14 protein-coding genes, 1 tRNA gene and 1 pseudogene are annotated in these 17,252 nt (G+C 41.0%); 7 read left to right on the forward strand and 9 right to left on the reverse strand.

The genetic code is table 11. The features are described from left to right. Positions 1–5 precede the first annotated feature (5 nt). The 7 genes from AC6IB1_RS10995 to AC6IB1_RS11025 all read right to left on the reverse strand — a co-directional run bounded on the left by AC6IB1_RS10995 (position 6) and on the right by AC6IB1_RS11025 (position 5,718). Positions 6–1,055: a VspD gene (locus AC6IB1_RS10995; protein WP_497566701.1), complete on the reverse strand. Its 1,050-nt coding sequence runs from the start codon at positions 1,053–1,055 to the stop codon at positions 6–8. 327 nt (positions 1,056–1,382) lie between these two features. Continuing rightward, positions 1,383–2,780, reverse strand: a complete 1,398-nt coding sequence (locus AC6IB1_RS11000) for a molecular chaperone (RefSeq protein ID WP_497566702.1) — start codon at positions 2,778–2,780, stop codon at positions 1,383–1,385. Positions 2,781–2,793: 13 nt separating this feature from the next. Continuing rightward, positions 2,794–3,282 (reverse strand): tetratricopeptide repeat protein, encoded by a 489-nt coding sequence (locus tag AC6IB1_RS11005; protein ID WP_497566703.1) that lies wholly within the window; start codon positions 3,280–3,282, stop codon positions 2,794–2,796. A 27-nt stretch (positions 3,283–3,309) separates the two neighbouring features. After that, positions 3,310–3,768: a hypothetical protein gene (locus tag AC6IB1_RS11010; RefSeq protein WP_497566704.1), complete on the reverse strand. Its 459-nt coding sequence runs from the start codon at positions 3,766–3,768 to the stop codon at positions 3,310–3,312. Position 3,769: 1 nt separating this feature from the next. After that, positions 3,770–4,303, reverse strand: coding sequence for a type III secretion protein (locus AC6IB1_RS11015; protein ID WP_497566705.1), 534 nt, complete (start codon positions 4,301–4,303; stop codon positions 3,770–3,772). Between the two features lies 1 nt (position 4,304). Continuing rightward, the gene (locus AC6IB1_RS11020) at positions 4,305–4,556 is read right to left on the reverse strand and encodes an EscI/YscI/HrpB family type III secretion system inner rod protein (protein WP_497566706.1); all 252 of its coding nucleotides are present in this window, start codon (positions 4,554–4,556) and stop codon (positions 4,305–4,307) included. A gap of 448 nt (positions 4,557–5,004) precedes the next feature. Continuing rightward, complete coding sequence (locus tag AC6IB1_RS11025) at positions 5,005–5,718, reverse strand: hypothetical protein (protein ID WP_497566707.1); 714 nt, start codon at positions 5,716–5,718, stop codon at positions 5,005–5,007. A gap of 403 nt (positions 5,719–6,121) precedes the next feature. Between AC6IB1_RS11025 and AC6IB1_RS11030 the strand changes: the two genes are divergently transcribed. The 4 genes from AC6IB1_RS11030 (at position 6,122) to AC6IB1_RS11045 (ending at position 12,328) form a co-directional block, all read left to right on the forward strand. Further along, positions 6,122–7,759 (forward strand): WH2 domain-containing protein, encoded by a 1,638-nt coding sequence (locus tag AC6IB1_RS11030; protein ID WP_497566708.1) that lies wholly within the window; start codon positions 6,122–6,124, stop codon positions 7,757–7,759. 826 nt (positions 7,760–8,585) lie between these two features. Further along, positions 8,586–9,803: a protein-tyrosine phosphatase family protein gene (locus tag AC6IB1_RS11035; RefSeq protein ID WP_497566709.1), complete on the forward strand. Its 1,218-nt coding sequence runs from the start codon at positions 8,586–8,588 to the stop codon at positions 9,801–9,803. 208 nt (positions 9,804–10,011) lie between these two features. After that, entirely contained in the window at positions 10,012–11,463 is a 1,452-nt protein-coding gene (locus AC6IB1_RS11040; RefSeq protein WP_497566710.1) for a hypothetical protein, read from the forward strand. Positions 11,464–11,485: 22 nt separating this feature from the next. Continuing rightward, on the forward strand, positions 11,486–12,328 hold the full coding sequence (locus AC6IB1_RS11045; RefSeq protein ID WP_497566711.1) for an OspB protein: 843 nt from the start codon (positions 11,486–11,488) through the stop codon (positions 12,326–12,328). A 145-nt stretch (positions 12,329–12,473) separates the two neighbouring features. Here the strand turns inward: AC6IB1_RS11045 and AC6IB1_RS11050 are convergent, their stop codons facing one another. Then, on the reverse strand, positions 12,474–13,202 hold the full coding sequence (locus tag AC6IB1_RS11050; RefSeq protein ID WP_497566712.1) for a hypothetical protein: 729 nt from the start codon (positions 13,200–13,202) through the stop codon (positions 12,474–12,476). A 440-nt stretch (positions 13,203–13,642) separates the two neighbouring features. After that, positions 13,643–13,733 (reverse strand) — tRNA-Ser (locus AC6IB1_RS11055). 690 nt (positions 13,734–14,423) lie between these two features. Here AC6IB1_RS11055 and AC6IB1_RS11060 point away from each other — a divergent pair. From AC6IB1_RS11060 to AC6IB1_RS11070, 3 genes and pseudogenes are all read left to right on the forward strand, one after another. After that, positions 14,424–15,419 carry a transporter substrate-binding domain-containing protein gene (locus tag AC6IB1_RS11060; RefSeq protein ID WP_497569131.1) on the forward strand — a complete coding sequence of 332 codons (996 nt, stop codon included), beginning with the start codon at positions 14,424–14,426 and terminating at the stop codon, positions 15,417–15,419. A gap of 31 nt (positions 15,420–15,450) precedes the next feature. Then, positions 15,451–16,371 (forward strand): annotated as a pseudogene (locus AC6IB1_RS11065) (ABC transporter permease subunit); the annotation flags it as partial. Between the two features lie 213 nt (positions 16,372–16,584). Continuing rightward, positions 16,585–17,250 carry a Bax inhibitor-1/YccA family protein gene (locus AC6IB1_RS11070; RefSeq protein ID WP_114995737.1) on the forward strand — a complete coding sequence of 222 codons (666 nt, stop codon included), beginning with the start codon at positions 16,585–16,587 and terminating at the stop codon, positions 17,248–17,250. Positions 17,251–17,252 lie beyond the last annotated feature (2 nt).

Below are 17,252 nucleotides of genomic sequence, written 5' to 3' on the forward strand. Positions count from 1 at the left end.
TCTCCTTACATATGAATTGCGTTGATGGTTTTAGTAAAGCTGCGGTGCGCTGAATTAACGTCTGCCAGTGACTCCAATGAACGACTCACTGCTCTAAACGCTTCTTCCAGCATCTTCAGCACTTGCTCAATACGCGACTGCAATTCGTCTTGCTCCGCTTGTTTTACTTCCAGTTGCTTGGCGATATCTGCCGATTTAATGCCGTAACCGGTACTTACCACAGCGGTGACATTAGACCCGACTGAGCTTGCCTGACCAATACGTGCTGCACTCAACTGGCCACCTTTGGCAAACTCCTGAAGTTTATCCAGCAATGGCTGCGCCGTTTTACGCACCTTGTCTGCCAAGCTGCCCACTTTCGAGGAAATAGAGGCCAAAGATTGCATCGTTCTAGCCGCATCAACGCCTTTTTTCACTACAGCCGCCGCTTTCATCGCACCACTTGCGATCGCTTTACCTGCTGAAGACGCAATATTGGCTGGGTTAAAGCTGAGGATCATGCTGCCAAGACCAATAACAACTTCCAGCCCCATTTTCACTTTGTCGCGGATACTCTCCGCAACCCCTGCGGCTTTCATGATTTCATCAGCAATTTTTGGGATCACTAATCCTGCAATCATACCGCCAATCATGATTGCTGCCATCACAGGGTTAAAAGGTGCCATAATAAGTGCTGCCACAAAGCCCAGTGCCATCGCGATTTTGCCTAAAATACCCTGGGTTTTTTGCGTTTTCTGCTGCTCTTCGAGCTTTTGTGCACGCTCGTTAAGCATTTGAATTCGCGAATCTTTTTGCAGCGCAATCAGCCCTTTTTTGGTGGCCACTTTATCCTGGCCACCGCTAGACACAGCTTCCGCGACTTGCTTTGCACTCTCTTTAATTAAACGCCACAAATCGTTCAGGTTCACTGAACTGCCAGGAAGAGGCTGCCCTGGAATGGCTGCGCCTTGCTCAGCCTGTTGCTGAGTCTGGGTCTGCTTTTTCTCGATCTCTCGATTCGCCTCACTCCACAGAGATTCCTGGTTCTCTGAGATCTTTACTAATGATACGTTCATCATCAATTCCTACATATAATTAATAGGTGTCGGCTTGTTTGCGAAACAATCTCTGTTTGTTTCCGCGAATAACACCTTGCTTATTTACAACGTGTGGCGCACGCCGACAAGTGCGCGAATTCTGTTATTTTTTATTGGTGGTTTTATCTATTCAATACGTCGCAATCCACCAACACTGCATCAAACCAATAACGACCAGATAATACGACTGCCGTTTATCACTGTCTTCGCATACCTTTAATGTTAAAGAAAACAATGCATGCTGACAGGATTATTATACCTCACTTCCACCAAGTCATCAGTGAGAAATAATGATTTTTTATGAAATTATATGTTTCTTGCAATTGCCGTGCGCTCATCGCGCATAATCTGTAACCAGTACTTCATTGTTTGCATCAGCATTTTAACGGAGTCCCCCAAACGGTTAATTTCTTTGATGTCTTCATCACCGAGAATACGTTGTGGGTAGTTCTGAGATAAGTCTTTTAACCAATTAAAATCAAGCTCACCGGCAAAGTCCAAGCTAATTGTTACACCATTTGGTCTATTATTTCCGTCATGACCAGCAGCAGAGTTTTGCCAACCATTTTTATATTCTTCCAAACCTTGGCTATTACCTGAACCTGAACCTGAACCTGAACCTGAACCTGAACCTGAACCTGAACCTGAACCTGAACCTGTTGAACTATTCCTATTCCAGCGAATAATATACAAGTAAACATTGTCTGGTTGTTGAGGGTTCCCTGACACATTAAACAGTTGTTTATATAGTTCATCTATCTCCTTTAATGAACCATACATAATCGTATTTACATGCGGAGTTGAAAGCTCTCCTTTATCTTTTAGAATATAGCTCAATAATGTGACTCGCATTAGCGGACTCATATGGTTATTATTATTTGTTATCCAACCCCCACTTTGGGAGTTATAAAATCCTTGTCCCTCAGCAACTACATTACCATTATGGTCTGCTGTATATAAATTATCGTAAATAGATTTTGGTAGGTGTTCAGATAGATTATTGGTGTTACCACTATTTCCATTATTACTAATAAATAACATTAATCTCGCAGTAAGAGAGTCTGAAGGAATACTATTATTCTTTATTTTCTCGACAAGCGTTTCCCATACTTTATTTGCAATCTTTACCAGGTGATTTCCTGCATTCCCTCCTCCACTACCAGGAGTTGGTTTTTGTCCAGGGGAACAACTTTCAGGATTTGGTAACGTTTCCACCCAAGAGTTATGCTGCCCTGTTCCTACATACTCCATTGACCAGGAAAGAAACTGCATAAAGACAGGATCGCTTTCTACACCATAGTCCTTCGCATTGGCCAACACATCCATCATAGCCAATTGAAAGAGATCTTCATAATAACTGCCATAGGTGCCATTTTCTGGTTTATTTGCCATCATATGTTGCGCGATCATTTCAATCGCACCTTTAAAGGCATTAATCCCACCGTCCGTCCAGTTGGAAATCGCTTCCAGTTGAATGGTATGATCCTCAACCGCACCAAGCATAGAATTCAAAATTTCTTGCTCTTTGTTGGTTGTCGCAACGTTTCCGACAGCCGCTCGTAACTTGGCGCTGTTCTGGCGCGAAGGTTGACTTTCAAGCAACAAATTAATGACAGCATCATCCTGTTCACTTCCCCGGTTACCCTCGGCCTGTGGGGACACGGGGGTAGGCTGATGGGAAAGTGTATGGTTATTCACTAACATTTCAAGCTCCTTTTTATTGAAGGTAGGGGTTTAACTGCTTTCGCAGAAATGAATAACGCTGTAAATAAAAGTCGTTCAGTTTTTCTTCATGTATAATGATAAAAACTGCTGCAGCTTCAATATATTGTTTTAACTTATAATGACAAAGTGCCATGTTGATCAACGTTTCATCAAAATCAGCTGTTGGGTAGGTTTTAACAATATTCAACATATCCAACGCTTTTTGAAACTGTGCCTGTTCCAGATATATTGCCGCAAGACTTGCCGGGCCACGGTGATCAAACGGACATAACCCGGTATAAGAGAGATAAATAATCTCCGCTTCTTTTAGTTGATATTTGTTATAAAAAGAATCACCCAGTTCCAGCAGTTCTTGAAGGATCTCGATGGTGATTTTCTTCTCTTTCTTGATTTTATTGATGTGCGCTTCTATTACTTTGCCATCAAGTAAATCAAAAAAGTCGTCAGATATATTTTTTATATCTACATCAAACTCGTTCATCTCTACTGTACCTAAATTTTTTTGGTATTAATCTTTGTTAATTTGAAGTAATAGTTGTTGTAGTCGAGAAACACTTTTTACTTCAACCAAAAAGTCAGGCAAGGACTTCTTCAGCCGAATTGACCAGATCATGGCTTTTTTTCTGTCTGTATTTGCCAGCATAGCCAACCCAAGCGTAATGTCATCCGCATGACCTTTAACCGGTTTTATTCCCAGCGCATCAGACCACAAACAAAGCTTTTGTCCCAGTTCTTGCCTGAGTTTCGGCCACTCATGGCTGATTTCTGCCTTTTTGGCATTCTGGTAACGCACGACTTTTCCAAGGCATGACATACGCTTTTTAATATGTCGGCTAGACTGTTGGAAGAAGGCATCCACTTCTTCGTCAGAGAGCTGTGTCAATGACTCAAATTGTTCTTTTGTTAAACGCTCTTTCGCCAAACAGTGATGTTTAAGCCTGAAGTACCATTTTTCAGATCTTTTCAACTCACACCGCCTGTACAAAGTAGCTGATGGTCAACTTATCTTCTTCGTTTAATACGCCTTTCAGGAATCTCTCGATATTGCTTTTATTTTCAGGCGAGATCTCACTCAGGCTAATGATAAGGACAGACGTTCGTTTAGCCTTTTCACCGGTAACCACAACACTAACGCGCAAAATACTCGGCATGATACTGAGCTTGTTATACAACTCCCGACTTTGCAGAAAGTTACTCTTTATGTTCTCAAGTTTACTCAGGCTCGCGAATTTTGATTCAAGCAGGTCATTAAGATCTTCACGCTCAAAATAGAAGTTGTAATAAGCCAGCAACTCGCGGGCGCGCATTTCTTGTTCATCGTCAACTAGCACGCCATAACCATCTTTTAACGATGTCAACTTCGCTTTGACGTTATTTTTGTTCAGCAGCACCACCACTTTGTTTGAAAGATCGGCGGATTCAAACTTGGCGACCTGTGTCATTCCTGTTGTACCACAGCCAGCCAGAAATAGTGCACATGCCAGCAGGAGTAGTTTTTTCATTTTATTGCGCCTTCATCACTTCGTTAATGGCCGTTGCCGCTTTTGCAGCTATCTTGGTGACCGTTTCCTGGTAAATGGAGTAATGAAACACTTCTTGCTGTAAACGTAAGGCATCAGCAGCTGACATGCCGCCTGACTGAATGGCATCAATGGTCGCCAGAATCTGTTCGAAACTTTCCCCTACACTGTTGTACGTTTTTTCCAGCACTGATGGTTTAGGTGCATCAATACTTGAAATGTTAAAATTAAACACTGTTACCTCATCGATATTGGGTTTATGACTTACTCCACGTTACTTCAACATTCGTCACCCCTCTAATGAGAAAAGGTGAATCAAACTGAAGCGCCATTTATTCAGCCTGCTTTTTCCGTACGTTATGATTCTTTATTGTGTCTAGCTGTGTCTGAATTGTTTGGAAATAACTGCGTAAGCGGCGGCGACACATGGTAAGCCGCATTCACTGAGCGAAGAGAAGATGGCCGTTTTTGCGGGTAATTCAAACAACGGACACCAACGTTGACCATTGCTTGGCCTTTTCAACGATAATAAATGTGGTAAATACGTGTGTTGTAAGGCTGATGGTGTATCCCTAACTCGCTCCATGGCTTGAGATGCCCTATCGAGATACACCACTTAATCTTTATTTCACATTGAAATATATTGCGAGTTTAAAAAATTAAATGAACCAAAGATTTTGCTTTTATTTGCAATTTTCTAATGCATAGTTGATCAGTTTGGATTCTTTATGGTCCCCTGTAATCGTAATGCTATATTCTTGATACTCTCGATCACGTAGCATGACCAATGCTTTTGTTATGTTAGCTGCATAGAGGTAATCAGATTGCGATCGCGAAGATCCGTTAAAAATATGTTTAATTCCTGTTTCTTTTTGTTCTCGATTTAACACCAGCACAATTTCTTTTTCTTTTCTATTAACGGCTACCGCCGCTTGCAATAGTGAGCCTTTAATACCAATGACACCATCATTACAATAGGCGGATTGCGAACAAATCTGTGTAACAATTTTGGTCGTTAACTCAGCAGGTGTAGGTGAAAATGCCGCAGGCGTCGCCCTCACATCAACGTTAGGTATACTTTTTTGGGCCGCTTTTGATTCATAAATAGCCGCCTCTTCAATCAAGGCATACACTCTGGTGCTCTCAGGCTCTTGTTGTTGGGGATCATAGCATCGCCTAACCATAGAAAAAGGAAAATGCAACCGTTTTGATTTATGTTCTACCGCCTTTATATTTAAATTTGGTTGCTTTTCACCCATCCTATTCTCTGGCCTCGTGCTTTCTATGCACTGTTGTGAAACTTTCATAACGTATCCATTATCTTTATATCTGAAGAATGTGGAGCATTTTTCTCCTTTACGCGGACATTCTACACCCACATTTTGAGCAAAACTCATGAAACATCCTGAAAGTCAAACAGTTTTGTTGTTGAACTGATCCGACCTTTATGCTGGCATTCCCCTTTTTCTCTATATTAGCTATGCCAGTGTATCCGCGATTTTTTGCTCCAGCACTAAATCACAAAAAGTATGATGATTATACAAATATTACGGGGATAAACTGTGCAAGCAATCAGGGCCAAGACACTGCTGATTCATTCTCATCTAAAAGCATTCTGATTGATTCGATACATGCGATATGTACGCACGTATGTTCAATGTGTGATCAGACGTGTTATTAACTAAAAGGGCAGAAAAGAGTTATCGCCCGTCTTAGTTTTATAGCTCACCCGTAAAATACTTGTTAAATCAAGGAGTTGGAATGTTTAGATTCCCCATACAAACGCAAGCACACATCAGTGTGTCAGCATCTTCTTCTACTAATGCTAACGAGCAGAATCATCGTAGTACGTTAAAAATTTCGATTAAAACAGTATCAGCAAAACCATTGACTGAAAAACTGCATGCGCTTGCCGAGAGATACCGTCGTCTCAGCGATACCGTGAAAGGGATCTCATCTACGACGCGTCGCTCATCCTCTTCTTCTGTCAGTGAGGAAACGCACCCAGAATCTTCAACTAATACGACGCAAAAAGGACAAGGATCCCACAGCAATACTGCCTCAGAATCTTGCCAATCGTCAGTATCCAGTGAGATGAGCAGCCGCACTTCATCACAAGAAGATCTGTCATCACTCAGCGGAAACGAAAGCGACTCAGTGTTTATCGATGTTGAAGCAACTTCAACATCTGTTACGAAGTCGGTTGTGGTTATTCCTCCTGCACCACCACTTCCAACCTCGCTCTCTGCTGTCTCGGAACAATCAGGGGATATTCCTCCTGCCCCACCTCTGCCATCTGCATCAATCCCTGTAGCACCACCACTGCCTCAGCAAACTGTGCAGGTAAAAATGGCGGTAACAACGCACACGGACGATGCCCGTTCACAACTGATGGAACAAATCCGTGCGGGCGTTACATTGAAGCCAGTATCGGCATCGTCGGCTAAAAAATCACCTACTGACACGCATGCCCAGCTAATGCAAGAGCTGTTAAACAGTACAAAGCTGAGAAAAACATCAAGTGAAGACATTCCGCTACCACCACCATTGCCGATGGCGGACACAGCGAAATCCGAAGGTGGCCGTAATGCCTTGCTGTCAGAAATTGGGACTTTCGACAAAAGCCGCTTACGTAAAACAGGAAAAGCTGAACACGCCAATACTGCGGCTATGAGTAATCCTGCCAACCAATCGAAGCAACATGCCAATATTGGCGAACTGCTGTTGAGTGATGATTTGCTTCAAACCTGCATCCACTTAAGTGCAGATGAGCTTGATGCCTTATCAAAGACTGCTGCCAACTATTTGGTGACAGCCGCGGAAGTTGACATTAAGCAAGTGGTCAGCGATGCAACACGTCACTTCACTCATGTGGATATATTGAAAACAGGGCTACAATATGAATCTGGGTATGTACGAGCGTTTTGCGAAGAACTCCTGAAATATGCGGATTGCTATAAAGAAGCTGACATCATTTCCCCTGAATCGCCGAAAGGACCGAAGACTTCGGTAATCGATGTCGCGATCAAGCGCCTTGAAAGTGGTCGTTCACGCTTGTTCAGTACCGAGAACCAAAAAGGTGCCAGAGAACTGAAGAAGGGTGAAGCTATATTGGAATCGGCGATTAAAGCCGCACGTGCTGCAATGACTGATAACGAAAAATCTGCACTGATGGCCGATAACGTCAAGCAAGCGACATTTAACATTCTTTGTGAACTGCCTTGGATGGAAGGCTTCGAAACGCAAAATGGTAAGGCAGCTTGCAATGCACTGCGCAGTGCTTTCTTTGCAGCCGTTTCCGCGGGCGATAATGCAAAAGATGATATTGCCAACTTTATGAAAGATAACTTGGCGAACGGTTTCTCAAACTATACGTTTACAGGTTTATCAGCTCGACTGGCGAAACTGGAAGCACAACTTGCCAAACTGGCTGGTTAAAATAGTGCTTTGTTTTTAAACCAAGCCCCTCCATTGGGGCTTTTTTATGATATTAACTTATTCAATGCCCTTGTCATTTATTTCATTCTTTCTGTTTCATATTTTTGCTTGAAAAAATAAACAAATTCTAACGTATTAGAATCTACTTCTTTTTTCTCTTAACATTCTATCCGTGCCAAGGGTATGCGTGACGGAAAATAAGACATAGACATAAGGAAACTAATACATAAAAACCGATCATTTGCAAGGGTTCTACCACACAAAAATGTCAGAATTTGTAAGATTTATTAAGAGGAAAAGCGCTTCAAGAAATTCCGTTATCATCCCCCATGCTCTCTCTGTCATAAAACAACAAAACTATTCACTTTTAAAATCACTCTTCTTAACTGAAAATAAAATAAACGTGATTGAGTATCTGACTTACTAATATGATCTTGATTATGCGTAAGCTTAGATAACGCTGATGTTTACACATGGTAAACACGCAACACGTCAGTATGGATAGAATCATTAATTCATGCATCCTAACTACATCGTCAACTCTATGTACCTAAAGGGATCCGGTGTTTTTTACGACAAGGATGTCGATTTTTTATCCTTGAAGAGATAAAACAAGAATAACAACATCCAATATTCCATACATCAAAGATAAGCAATTCATAAAAAACCAGACTTGTTGCAACAAAAAACCATCATTTACCCCCTCAAATAGATACCTTAATTCAACTTGTCTCACCGAAATTCATAATAATTCTTTTTCATCCTTAACTGTCATTATGTAAGCATGTTTTCGATGATGTTATTAACTGTCTAAGGAACGACTAATATGAAATTAGTAGATCATTTTCGAGCCCATGTTTTGAGTCACTCGAGTGCAGCAGTAAGAATCGGGAATCTGGATCTGGCAAGCCAAATTATCCGTATAAAACAGGAAAAGAACGAGACAAGAATCCTTTTCCTACTCGGGAAGAGTTCCCTTTCTACCCGACAAACGGATGAGCTCAACAAATGCATGGATAAGCGTAACAAATATATGGAATGTAATGCGCGGATTAACAGTGAAAAAAGAAAATCGATGGCTCCTCTAATGCCTCCCGCTCAGCATACTGAAGAGGCAGCACCGTCGCTTCCGCCACGCACGTACAAAGATAAATCACCGGTAGAACAAACTGGTTTAACTTCCAACTTTAATTCTGATAATGAAAAGCAAGAACTTTTCGGTAGATTAAAAAAATTACAAGAACAACTTAAACCCTGCAATTGCCCTGATCGCTATCAACAAGGGAGTTGCCTCAATCGCTTTCGTGATATTCAGGCAAACAAATTAACTGCTGTACATCCAGAGCTAAACGCAAACTATGTACAAGTTGGCACGCACCGTTCTATCGCCTGCCAATACCCGCAAGAAGCACAACTGGAACAGCACTTAAAAATGTTGTTTGACAACCGTACACCGGTATTAGCTGTGCTCGCATCCTCTGCGGAAATAGCAACACCAAAAAATAAAATGCCTGATTATTTCCGCCAAAATGGCTGTTATGGCTCGATGAATGTAAAGTCTACACTTGCTGAAACCATTGAGCTCCCAGGCGGTGTTCATGCTGATATATATCAAATGGCGCTGACTCAACAGGGTTCAGGTAAAAAAGGCATTGTTATACCTGTTGTTCACGTAAGCGATTGGCCAGATAAGTCAGCATTGGGTACCGAGGCCGTCAGTGAAATCTCTTCACTGATCGAAAAACACATGCAGGACAAAGTAGCAATGTATTACAGGGCAGGCAGTTCAGCGGTAGGAGACTGTAATAAGTTACTGCCCGTCGTACATTGCCGGGCGGGTGTTGGCCGTACCGGGTTGGTGATTGGAAGTATGGCAATGAACGAACAAACCAACGACCATTTAAGCGTGGAAGATGTGGTAGCAGAAATGCGCTTAAGCCGTAATGGTGTTATGGTACAAACGGCCGGTCAACTTGACGAACTCGTGAACATTGCTCAAAAACAAGGACGAGCATTATTAAGCAATATTAATTATTTATCTTAATGCTGACCTTCAATATAGATACATCATATAACTGCCCTATCGGGCAGTTTTTTTATATTCCTCACTCAATTATTTCATTCTTCTTTTTTAGTAAAAATGTCACTTACCGCATGATAAATGTTGAAAGTGATAAGTTTTCACTAGGAAGGAATAAAAACATATGACATAGTCTCATTGTAAGAAAATCAAGGCAATACAAGTAAAGATTATGATAAAAATACAAAATTCTTCTTTTCATATCCAACAAGGGCCTCATTCAGCCACTAATAGTCAGCCATTGATGGCAAACAAAATCCAACACTCTCCGTCAAAAGAGAATATTAGTTATAAGCCTGTTTATAATAAACAAACAATTGATGGGCATGTGCTAGATGCCTTGAAAAATATTTCTAAGAAAAACGGATTTGATTTTTATACGTTAATGTTAAGTGATGATGAGATTGCTCAAATATTAACAAATACAGAGAACACTCAACTATCACCAGAATGTTCAGATAAAAGTTCTTTTTCATTGGGGTTTGAATCTGAACGAAGTCTTCTGCGACTTTATCGTGTTCAATTACTTATTGAACAGGATCAAAGTGAGTTTTCGGCATACACTAAATTCATTAAGACTCAACCAGATGAGTCCAAGTTAAGCTTTCAGTCTTTCCAACATTTAAGGAATTTCTGTAAAACGCTAACTGAAGAAGAAAGAAAGGTATTCAGATTAACTGCTATCTTGAAGCCTTCTCGCTCACTGATCGAAAGCTATAAAGATTTGTCACCGAACTTCCCTAGCGATGCAGAATTAATGCTGTCAAAAATCACACAGATAAATGCAGAGGGACGAAAGTTTATTCCTGGAGCATCAAAATTTAATGCTAATCAAGATGCATTACTTGCTAAGGCTTATCCCGAGTATGCACATTTAAGGCATATTCTTTTCCAGGAAAGTACCACAAAAGAGCTAATACAAGGAGTAAACAATTTATTAGAAAATGATATCAATATATGGAAAGCTCGCTGGATATCTGATTTGTGTGCATTTGATCGTAATGGATATGGCATAACAGAGTGTATCTATCAAAGGATGCAAACCATTTTCAACCTGGTTGAAGACGTAAAAGAGAAAAAAATTAACGTCCTTGATTTTCAAGAAAAATATTATAAACATCTGTGTTCAATTTATCATCTAGATGATAAATTATCAAACTCAATGTTTGACGATATAGATAGAAAAATCATTTGTCAGCTAATCAGTTATTTTGAAAATCCTACTAACGAAATAATATCCAATATTATATCTGGTTATGAAAGTTTTGGTGGCAACAAAAAAGATAATCTTAAAAAGATGTATGATAATGTAATAAATAGTAAAGAATGTGAGGCGCCGACATATTTACCTGCCGTATTGAAAACAGCCCTGTCTGAATTTGAAAAGTTGTCTGATGTCGATAGTCACGAGGCTATGTCTTTGGCAACAAAATATACTTTGGATGTATTATATGTAGTCTATAAGCACTTAACACTACATCCTGAAAATATCATAAGTGCGAGAGATGCGGCTTATGGTGAGAACTGGAAAAAAGGGAATTGGGCCAAGTGTTATTTAGAAAAATGTATTGATTTCAATATTGATGAAAAATCACCATCAGTTGTCACCAAAAGAACAATTTAGTTATCTTTTTTAAGGAAATGTTATGTTTAAAATATCTGCAGGAGCTACCTCAAACATTAGAGGCTCTGAACAAAACTATGTCCAAGCCTTTCAAGTTAAAGGGATAAAGAATTGTGCCCCAAAAGAGGGAGCTATTCTTGTTATTGCAAAATCAGGTATTCGTGAAATAGATGCTGTAGGAATAACAGGACAACAAGTCCCAAGAGCTGTTAAAGACAAACCACTTAGGGATATTATTTTCTTACACAAGGAAGCACATGATGAATATGAAAAAACGTGCCAAAACTTCAGGGATGCGAAGTTATCTCTCCAAGATAAAAGCTTTGATAACGCTCTCGCTGCAATATTGAAATACTCAGCACTAAAACAAAAAACGCTACTTATTGAAGAAGCTGATTTATCTAGCTATAGAAAGCTGTATATTTCAGGTCATGGTAATGCAGGGCTAGATTGTATAGGTTCTGGTTCTCAGCTTTTTTCTGTGCAAGAGATTGTTGATGCACTCGATACTTCAGGCATTCTCGAAAAAATCAAAGATATTCGTCTCACATCATGTGGTTCTGCAGACAAACGAAAACTCGTGTCTTTCTCTCCAAAAGACATTGAAAGTGCTAAAAAAGAAAGCGGTACATTTGAAAAAATTCTTTCCGGTGAAAAGCAATCTTTAACTGAATGTATTAGCAAGGAAATTTGGTCTAGAGGATATACTGACGTCACTGTAAGTGGTTATCATGGAAATGGTGTTTTTGTTTCTTCCAAAGAAGACATTCTTCCACAAACACATTTGAGAAGTTTAGAAATACCAGCGGTTAATACTACCCGTCGTTCTAATGTACGTGTCACTTTAACAAATCCACTGGATTAGTCAATTTATACACAAAACAAACTTAAATATTTTTAATATTCCTCACATTATTTTTTAAAGCCGTTTATAATTAAGCGGCTTTTCTATATGAATTTACTAGTTCTTGCTTAATTTATGTTACTTTTAAAAGCGCCATTACAAAACACTAACATCTTCTATCGTAACTATGGTATTTATCTAATGGTAGAAGCTCTTTTACATAACCAATTCTATTTTGTATCGCATGTTCATTAGAGGGTTTAAAGTGTCCACTATCATTGCTCCATGAAAGCAATACTCCTCCGTCCAAACAAGGCTCTTCTTCTTCAGGAAAGATCATTGTTCCTGATAATAATACTGGTTTAGTGGACAATGCTGTTCTTTCTGAAAGTGAAAGATTTCTATTTAATACAATATTAATACCATCTTTTTTATAAGCTAAAGAAGAATGTCCATATTTGATTATCCCTTGTACCTGCTCTCTTAGCTCTTTTCTTCTATAAACCTCATTTTGTTCAAAACATAGAACAGTCTGAGGGTCTTCCTCCAGAATAGCAAAATTGACCTTTCCAGTCGGAATCTTAGGTGAAGAACCATCTAGTGGTGTAATTAAATAAGCATCATGACTTATCTTAGACAACGTACAAATCACATCATCCGGCAATGGTAACTGTGGAAAAAGAGTACTAGGCGTACATTCCTTGATGTTTTTTATTTCATTACCCTTCTTCTCTAATATAGAAAGAAAAACACCTGATATATGAATTTTAAATGAATTCAAAATATTTATATCTGAAACTTTAAATGGTAATTTATTATTTTTATCACACCTATTTAATTTTATATGACCCCTATTGAAATCATGGCTAATATGATATTTTTTGGTATTTAACATTTGAAAACCTGCTTAAAATAACAATATTAATTTTTTATTAGAGCTAAAATGTAATGACTTGATGTGCATTGTGATTTCTTATAAATGTTTCAGTTATTTCACAAATGTAACTATTTGTTTAAATTAAAAATGTTCAATAGGATATCAAATATTTAGAAAATGCAAAGTAGCAAAGATCCTATGATTCTAGGTCTGTGGGTGTGAGTTGTACACCTGCGGAAAAAGGCGAACATATGAACCACACCCACTATGGAGACAGATCAACCTTTTTGGCTAACATCATGAAATACGCGTAAGACTAGAGTTATGCCATAACAGCTAAACACTGTCAGGAATTTGTGCTGAAAGTAATCGACGGTCTGGTTGAGCAATATAAGTAATCAGCGGGTTGGCAATTCTAAATACGACAAAGCCCGCTGAGTTCAGCGGGCTTTTCAATGTGGCGGAGAGATAGGGATTTGAACCCTAGATACGCTATTAACGTATGCCGGTTTTCAAGACCGGTGCTTTCAACCACTCAGCCATCTCTCCGTAATTGCTGCGTATACTAATGCGCGAATTCGATGCTGTAAACCCATTATTTATGCACTTTCGTTTAAATGCATATATTTACACCAGCATGTACAAATCACAAACACTCCCCCAGCTTATATTCAATCAGTCACACTTAAACTATCCAAACCTTCCATTCAAAAGTGCATAAACACCCAGCACTGATAACATATTCAAATCAGACATAAATCCTAAAAATAATCAGGTAATAATAATGTTGTCATCTATTGATTGTTCGTTAAACAATATCATCTCCCATCTATATAAAAACAGTACGTTAGGATTCCAACTTCTTCATATTTTCTGATGAAATTCATCTCATTTATCCAAGGCTCAATGTCTGAGTCACAACCATAACCTGTTCAATTTGCAGTCATCCAGTCACCTCCTATACTTAGATTGTTAACTGCGTGTTAATGGATAAATATTGCTGGTTTTACGAGGTTCACATCATTTTTAGGCTGCTTGCCTCTAATGAGGCTTGTCCGTAAGAAACAAACCCATAAAGGATTGATAGGTATGGTTAATAAAAAGTCGACACTGGGGCTTGCAGTGTTCTCAGCTTTACTGCTTGCAGGCTGTGACAGCGGTGGAAATAGCGCTGAAAGTCAGCAGAAAATCGACGGTCTTCAACAACAAGTTGCCTTATTAGAGAAGCAACTGTCTGAAATGAAAGCCAGTACTGCTCAGACACCTACTCCTTCTTCCCAAGGTGAAAAGACACTGGAAAAAGTAAAGAAAACGGGCGTAATCAGCTGTGGTGTAAGCACGGGCCTGCCCGGTTTTTCAAATCCGAATTCAAACGGTGACTGGGAAGGTATCGATGTCGAATACTGTCAAGCACTGGCAGCTGCGGTGTTGGGCGACAAAACCAAAGTTAAATATGTTCCACTGACGGCGAAAGAGCGTTTTACTGCCCTGCAATCTGGCGAAATTGATGTATTGTCACGTAACACAACATGGACATTACAACGCGACGGTACGCTTGGTCTGAACTTCGTTGGTGTTAACTACTATGATGGCCAAGGCTTTATGGTGAAAAAAGACCTTGGTGTGAAAAGTGCCCTTGAGTTGGATGGCGCATCTGTATGCGTGCAGTCAGGAACAACGACTGAGCTGAACCTTTCTGATTACTTCCGTTCCAACGGCATGTCATTCAAGCCGGTGGTTTACGATACGTATGATGCAGCGGTGAAAGGCTTTGAGTCTGGCCGCTGTAACATCCTGACTACCGATCAATCCGGCTTGTATGCATCACGCATTAAACTCGCTGATCCAGACAGTGCGGTGGTGCTGCCAGAAATCATTTCCAAAGAGCCGCTGGGCCCTGTTGTCCGCCAAGGTGATGACAACTGGTTCAACATCGCTAAGTGGACACTCAATACCATGATCAACGGTGAAGAATTCGGTATCACCTCAGCCAACGTTGATGAGATGGTGAATTCAAAAGATCCTAATATCCGCCGTATCCTCGGCCAGGATGGACCAAAAGGGAAAGGCCTTGGCCTGAACGATGACTGGGGTTATCAGGTGATTAAGCAAGTGGGCAACTACGGTGAAAGCTTCCAGCGTACGGTTGGGGTTGATTCCCCTTTGCAAATTTCACGAGGCGTAAATGCCCTTTGGAGCGAAGGCGGCATTCTGTATGCGCCACCTATCCGCTAATTAATTGGTCGTTGAATAAACGCATGCTGGGGCACCGGTTTCTGTGTTAGGCATCATTTTTGCGACAATCATTGGTTTTCTCATGGGTATCGCCCGCCTGTCCAGTAACTGGCTGGTAGGCAGGTTTGGAGCGGTATACATTGAGACCTTCCGCAATATCCCGCTCCTTCTCCAAATTTTTTTCTGGTATTTCGCCGTCCTACAGGCACTGCCTTCACCAAGAGCAAGTATCAGTATTGGTGACTCCCTGTTTATCAATGTGCGTGGTCTTTATATGACCCGCCCGGTATTTGAGGAGGGTTCACACCTGATTTTCATTGCACTGATGGTCGCGCTGGTTTTCAGTTTTATCTTCGCCAGATGGGCAAAGAAGAAGCAGGAAGCGACGGGGGAACAAACACCGATATTTACTGTTTCACTGGCGGCCATTATCAGTTTGCCACTGATTGCCTTTTTTGTTGCAGGCATGCCGGTATCGCTCGAATACCCAGAGCTAAAAGGCTTCAACTTCCGTGGCGGTATATCCATCATTCCAGAATTGGCAGCCCTTGTGCTCGCCCTGTCTATCTACACGGCTTCCTTTATCGCAGAAATCGTGCGCTCGGGAATCAATGCCGTCAGCCATGGACAGACAGAAGCGGCCATGGCACTTGGCCGCCGTTCAGACATGCCGATTATCCGCAGCCTGTCGACAGTTTACATTGAAGTGTGGCGCGGTGTTCCGCTTATCACCGTACTTTTCATGGCATCAGTCATGCTGCCGCTGTTTATGTCTGGCGAATCTGAAAGCAACAAGTTAGTGCGCGCATTGATTGGTGTGGTGATGTTCGCGTCGGCGTACATGGCGGAAGTGGTGCGTGGTGGCTTGCAGGCCATTCCCAAAGGTCAGTATGAGAACACTCCACAATCTGACCGCACCCAGCTATTCCTGAGCCAGATCCTGCGCCATTAAACCCTCACTCAAAGCCGTTATGTTTTAGCAACATGGCGGTTTATTAACATTCATTTACAATCTGTGACATAACTATGTGGCACGATATATTAGTATTTTCAGAGGCTAAGCCGCATTATTATCACTAGTGCAACGTTTGTGACTTGAAAAACGAAGCCAAAACCGCCATTAATGTCGTAATAGATATTGAATGTACCCCATTGGGAGAAACCTATGAACGAACGTTTTGTTTCAGCCAGTCAAACACAACAGAGTGTGTTGGCAACAAACAAAGTACTCCGTAACACTTACTTTTTGTTGTCACTGACCTTAGTGTGGGCCGCTGTTGTTGCTGGTGTATCCATGGCAGCAAACCTGCCCTACCCTGGCATTATCATTACACTGGTTGGTTTCTATGGCCTGTTGTTTTTAACTGAAAAGAACAAAAACAATTCGATGGGCCTGGTGTTCACCTTCCTGTTCACAGGCTTTACCGGTTACACCTTAGGGCCGATCCTAAACATGTATGTAGGCGCAGGCATGGGTTGGGCAATCGCACCTGCGCTGGGTGGTACCGCGCTGACCTTTATGGCAGCGTCTGCCTATGCACTGACCACTAAACGTGATCTGTCGTTTTTGAACGGTATGCTGCTGGCAGGTTTTGTGGTGATCATCGTCGGTATGATTGCGAACATTTTCCTGCAAATGCCCATGATTTCTGTGGCACTGAGCGGTATCTTTGTATTGTTCTCAACCGGTGCAATCCTGTTGACCACACAGTCAATTGTTCGTGGTGGTGAAAGCAACTATATCTCTGCGACCATCACCCTGTATGTGTCAATCTACAACCTGTTCCTGAGCCTGCTGCAACTGCTTGGCATTTTCGGCGGCGACGATTAACC

The organism is Grimontia sp. THUN1695 (assembly GCF_059704325.2).

What these genes read in the sequence shown, in the direction of transcription:
- AC6IB1_RS10995 (WP_497566701.1), bottom strand. Translation starts at nt 1,055, where the DNA reads ATGAACGTATCATTAGTAAAGATCTCAGAGAACCAGGAATCTCTGTGG.
- AC6IB1_RS11000 (WP_497566702.1), bottom strand. Translation starts at nt 2,780, where the DNA reads ATGTTAGTGAATAACCATACACTTTCCCATCAGCCTACCCCCGTGTCC.
- AC6IB1_RS11005 (WP_497566703.1), bottom strand. Translation starts at nt 3,282, where the DNA reads ATGAACGAGTTTGATGTAGATATAAAAAATATATCTGACGACTTTTTT.
- AC6IB1_RS11015 (WP_497566705.1), bottom strand. Translation starts at nt 4,303, where the DNA reads ATGAAAAAACTACTCCTGCTGGCATGTGCACTATTTCTGGCTGGCTGT.
- AC6IB1_RS11025 (WP_497566707.1), bottom strand. Translation starts at nt 5,718, where the DNA reads ATGAGTTTTGCTCAAAATGTGGGTGTAGAATGTCCGCGTAAAGGAGAA.
- AC6IB1_RS11035 (WP_497566709.1), top strand. Translation starts at nt 8,586, where the DNA reads ATGAAATTAGTAGATCATTTTCGAGCCCATGTTTTGAGTCACTCGAGT.
- AC6IB1_RS11040 (WP_497566710.1), top strand. Translation starts at nt 10,012, where the DNA reads ATGATAAAAATACAAAATTCTTCTTTTCATATCCAACAAGGGCCTCAT.
- AC6IB1_RS11045 (WP_497566711.1), top strand. Translation starts at nt 11,486, where the DNA reads ATGTTTAAAATATCTGCAGGAGCTACCTCAAACATTAGAGGCTCTGAA.
- AC6IB1_RS11050 (WP_497566712.1), bottom strand. Translation starts at nt 13,202, where the DNA reads ATGTTAAATACCAAAAAATATCATATTAGCCATGATTTCAATAGGGGT.
- AC6IB1_RS11060 (WP_497569131.1), top strand. Translation starts at nt 14,424, where the DNA reads ATGAAAGCCAGTACTGCTCAGACACCTACTCCTTCTTCCCAAGGTGAA.
- AC6IB1_RS11070 (WP_114995737.1), top strand. Translation starts at nt 16,585, where the DNA reads ATGAACGAACGTTTTGTTTCAGCCAGTCAAACACAACAGAGTGTGTTG.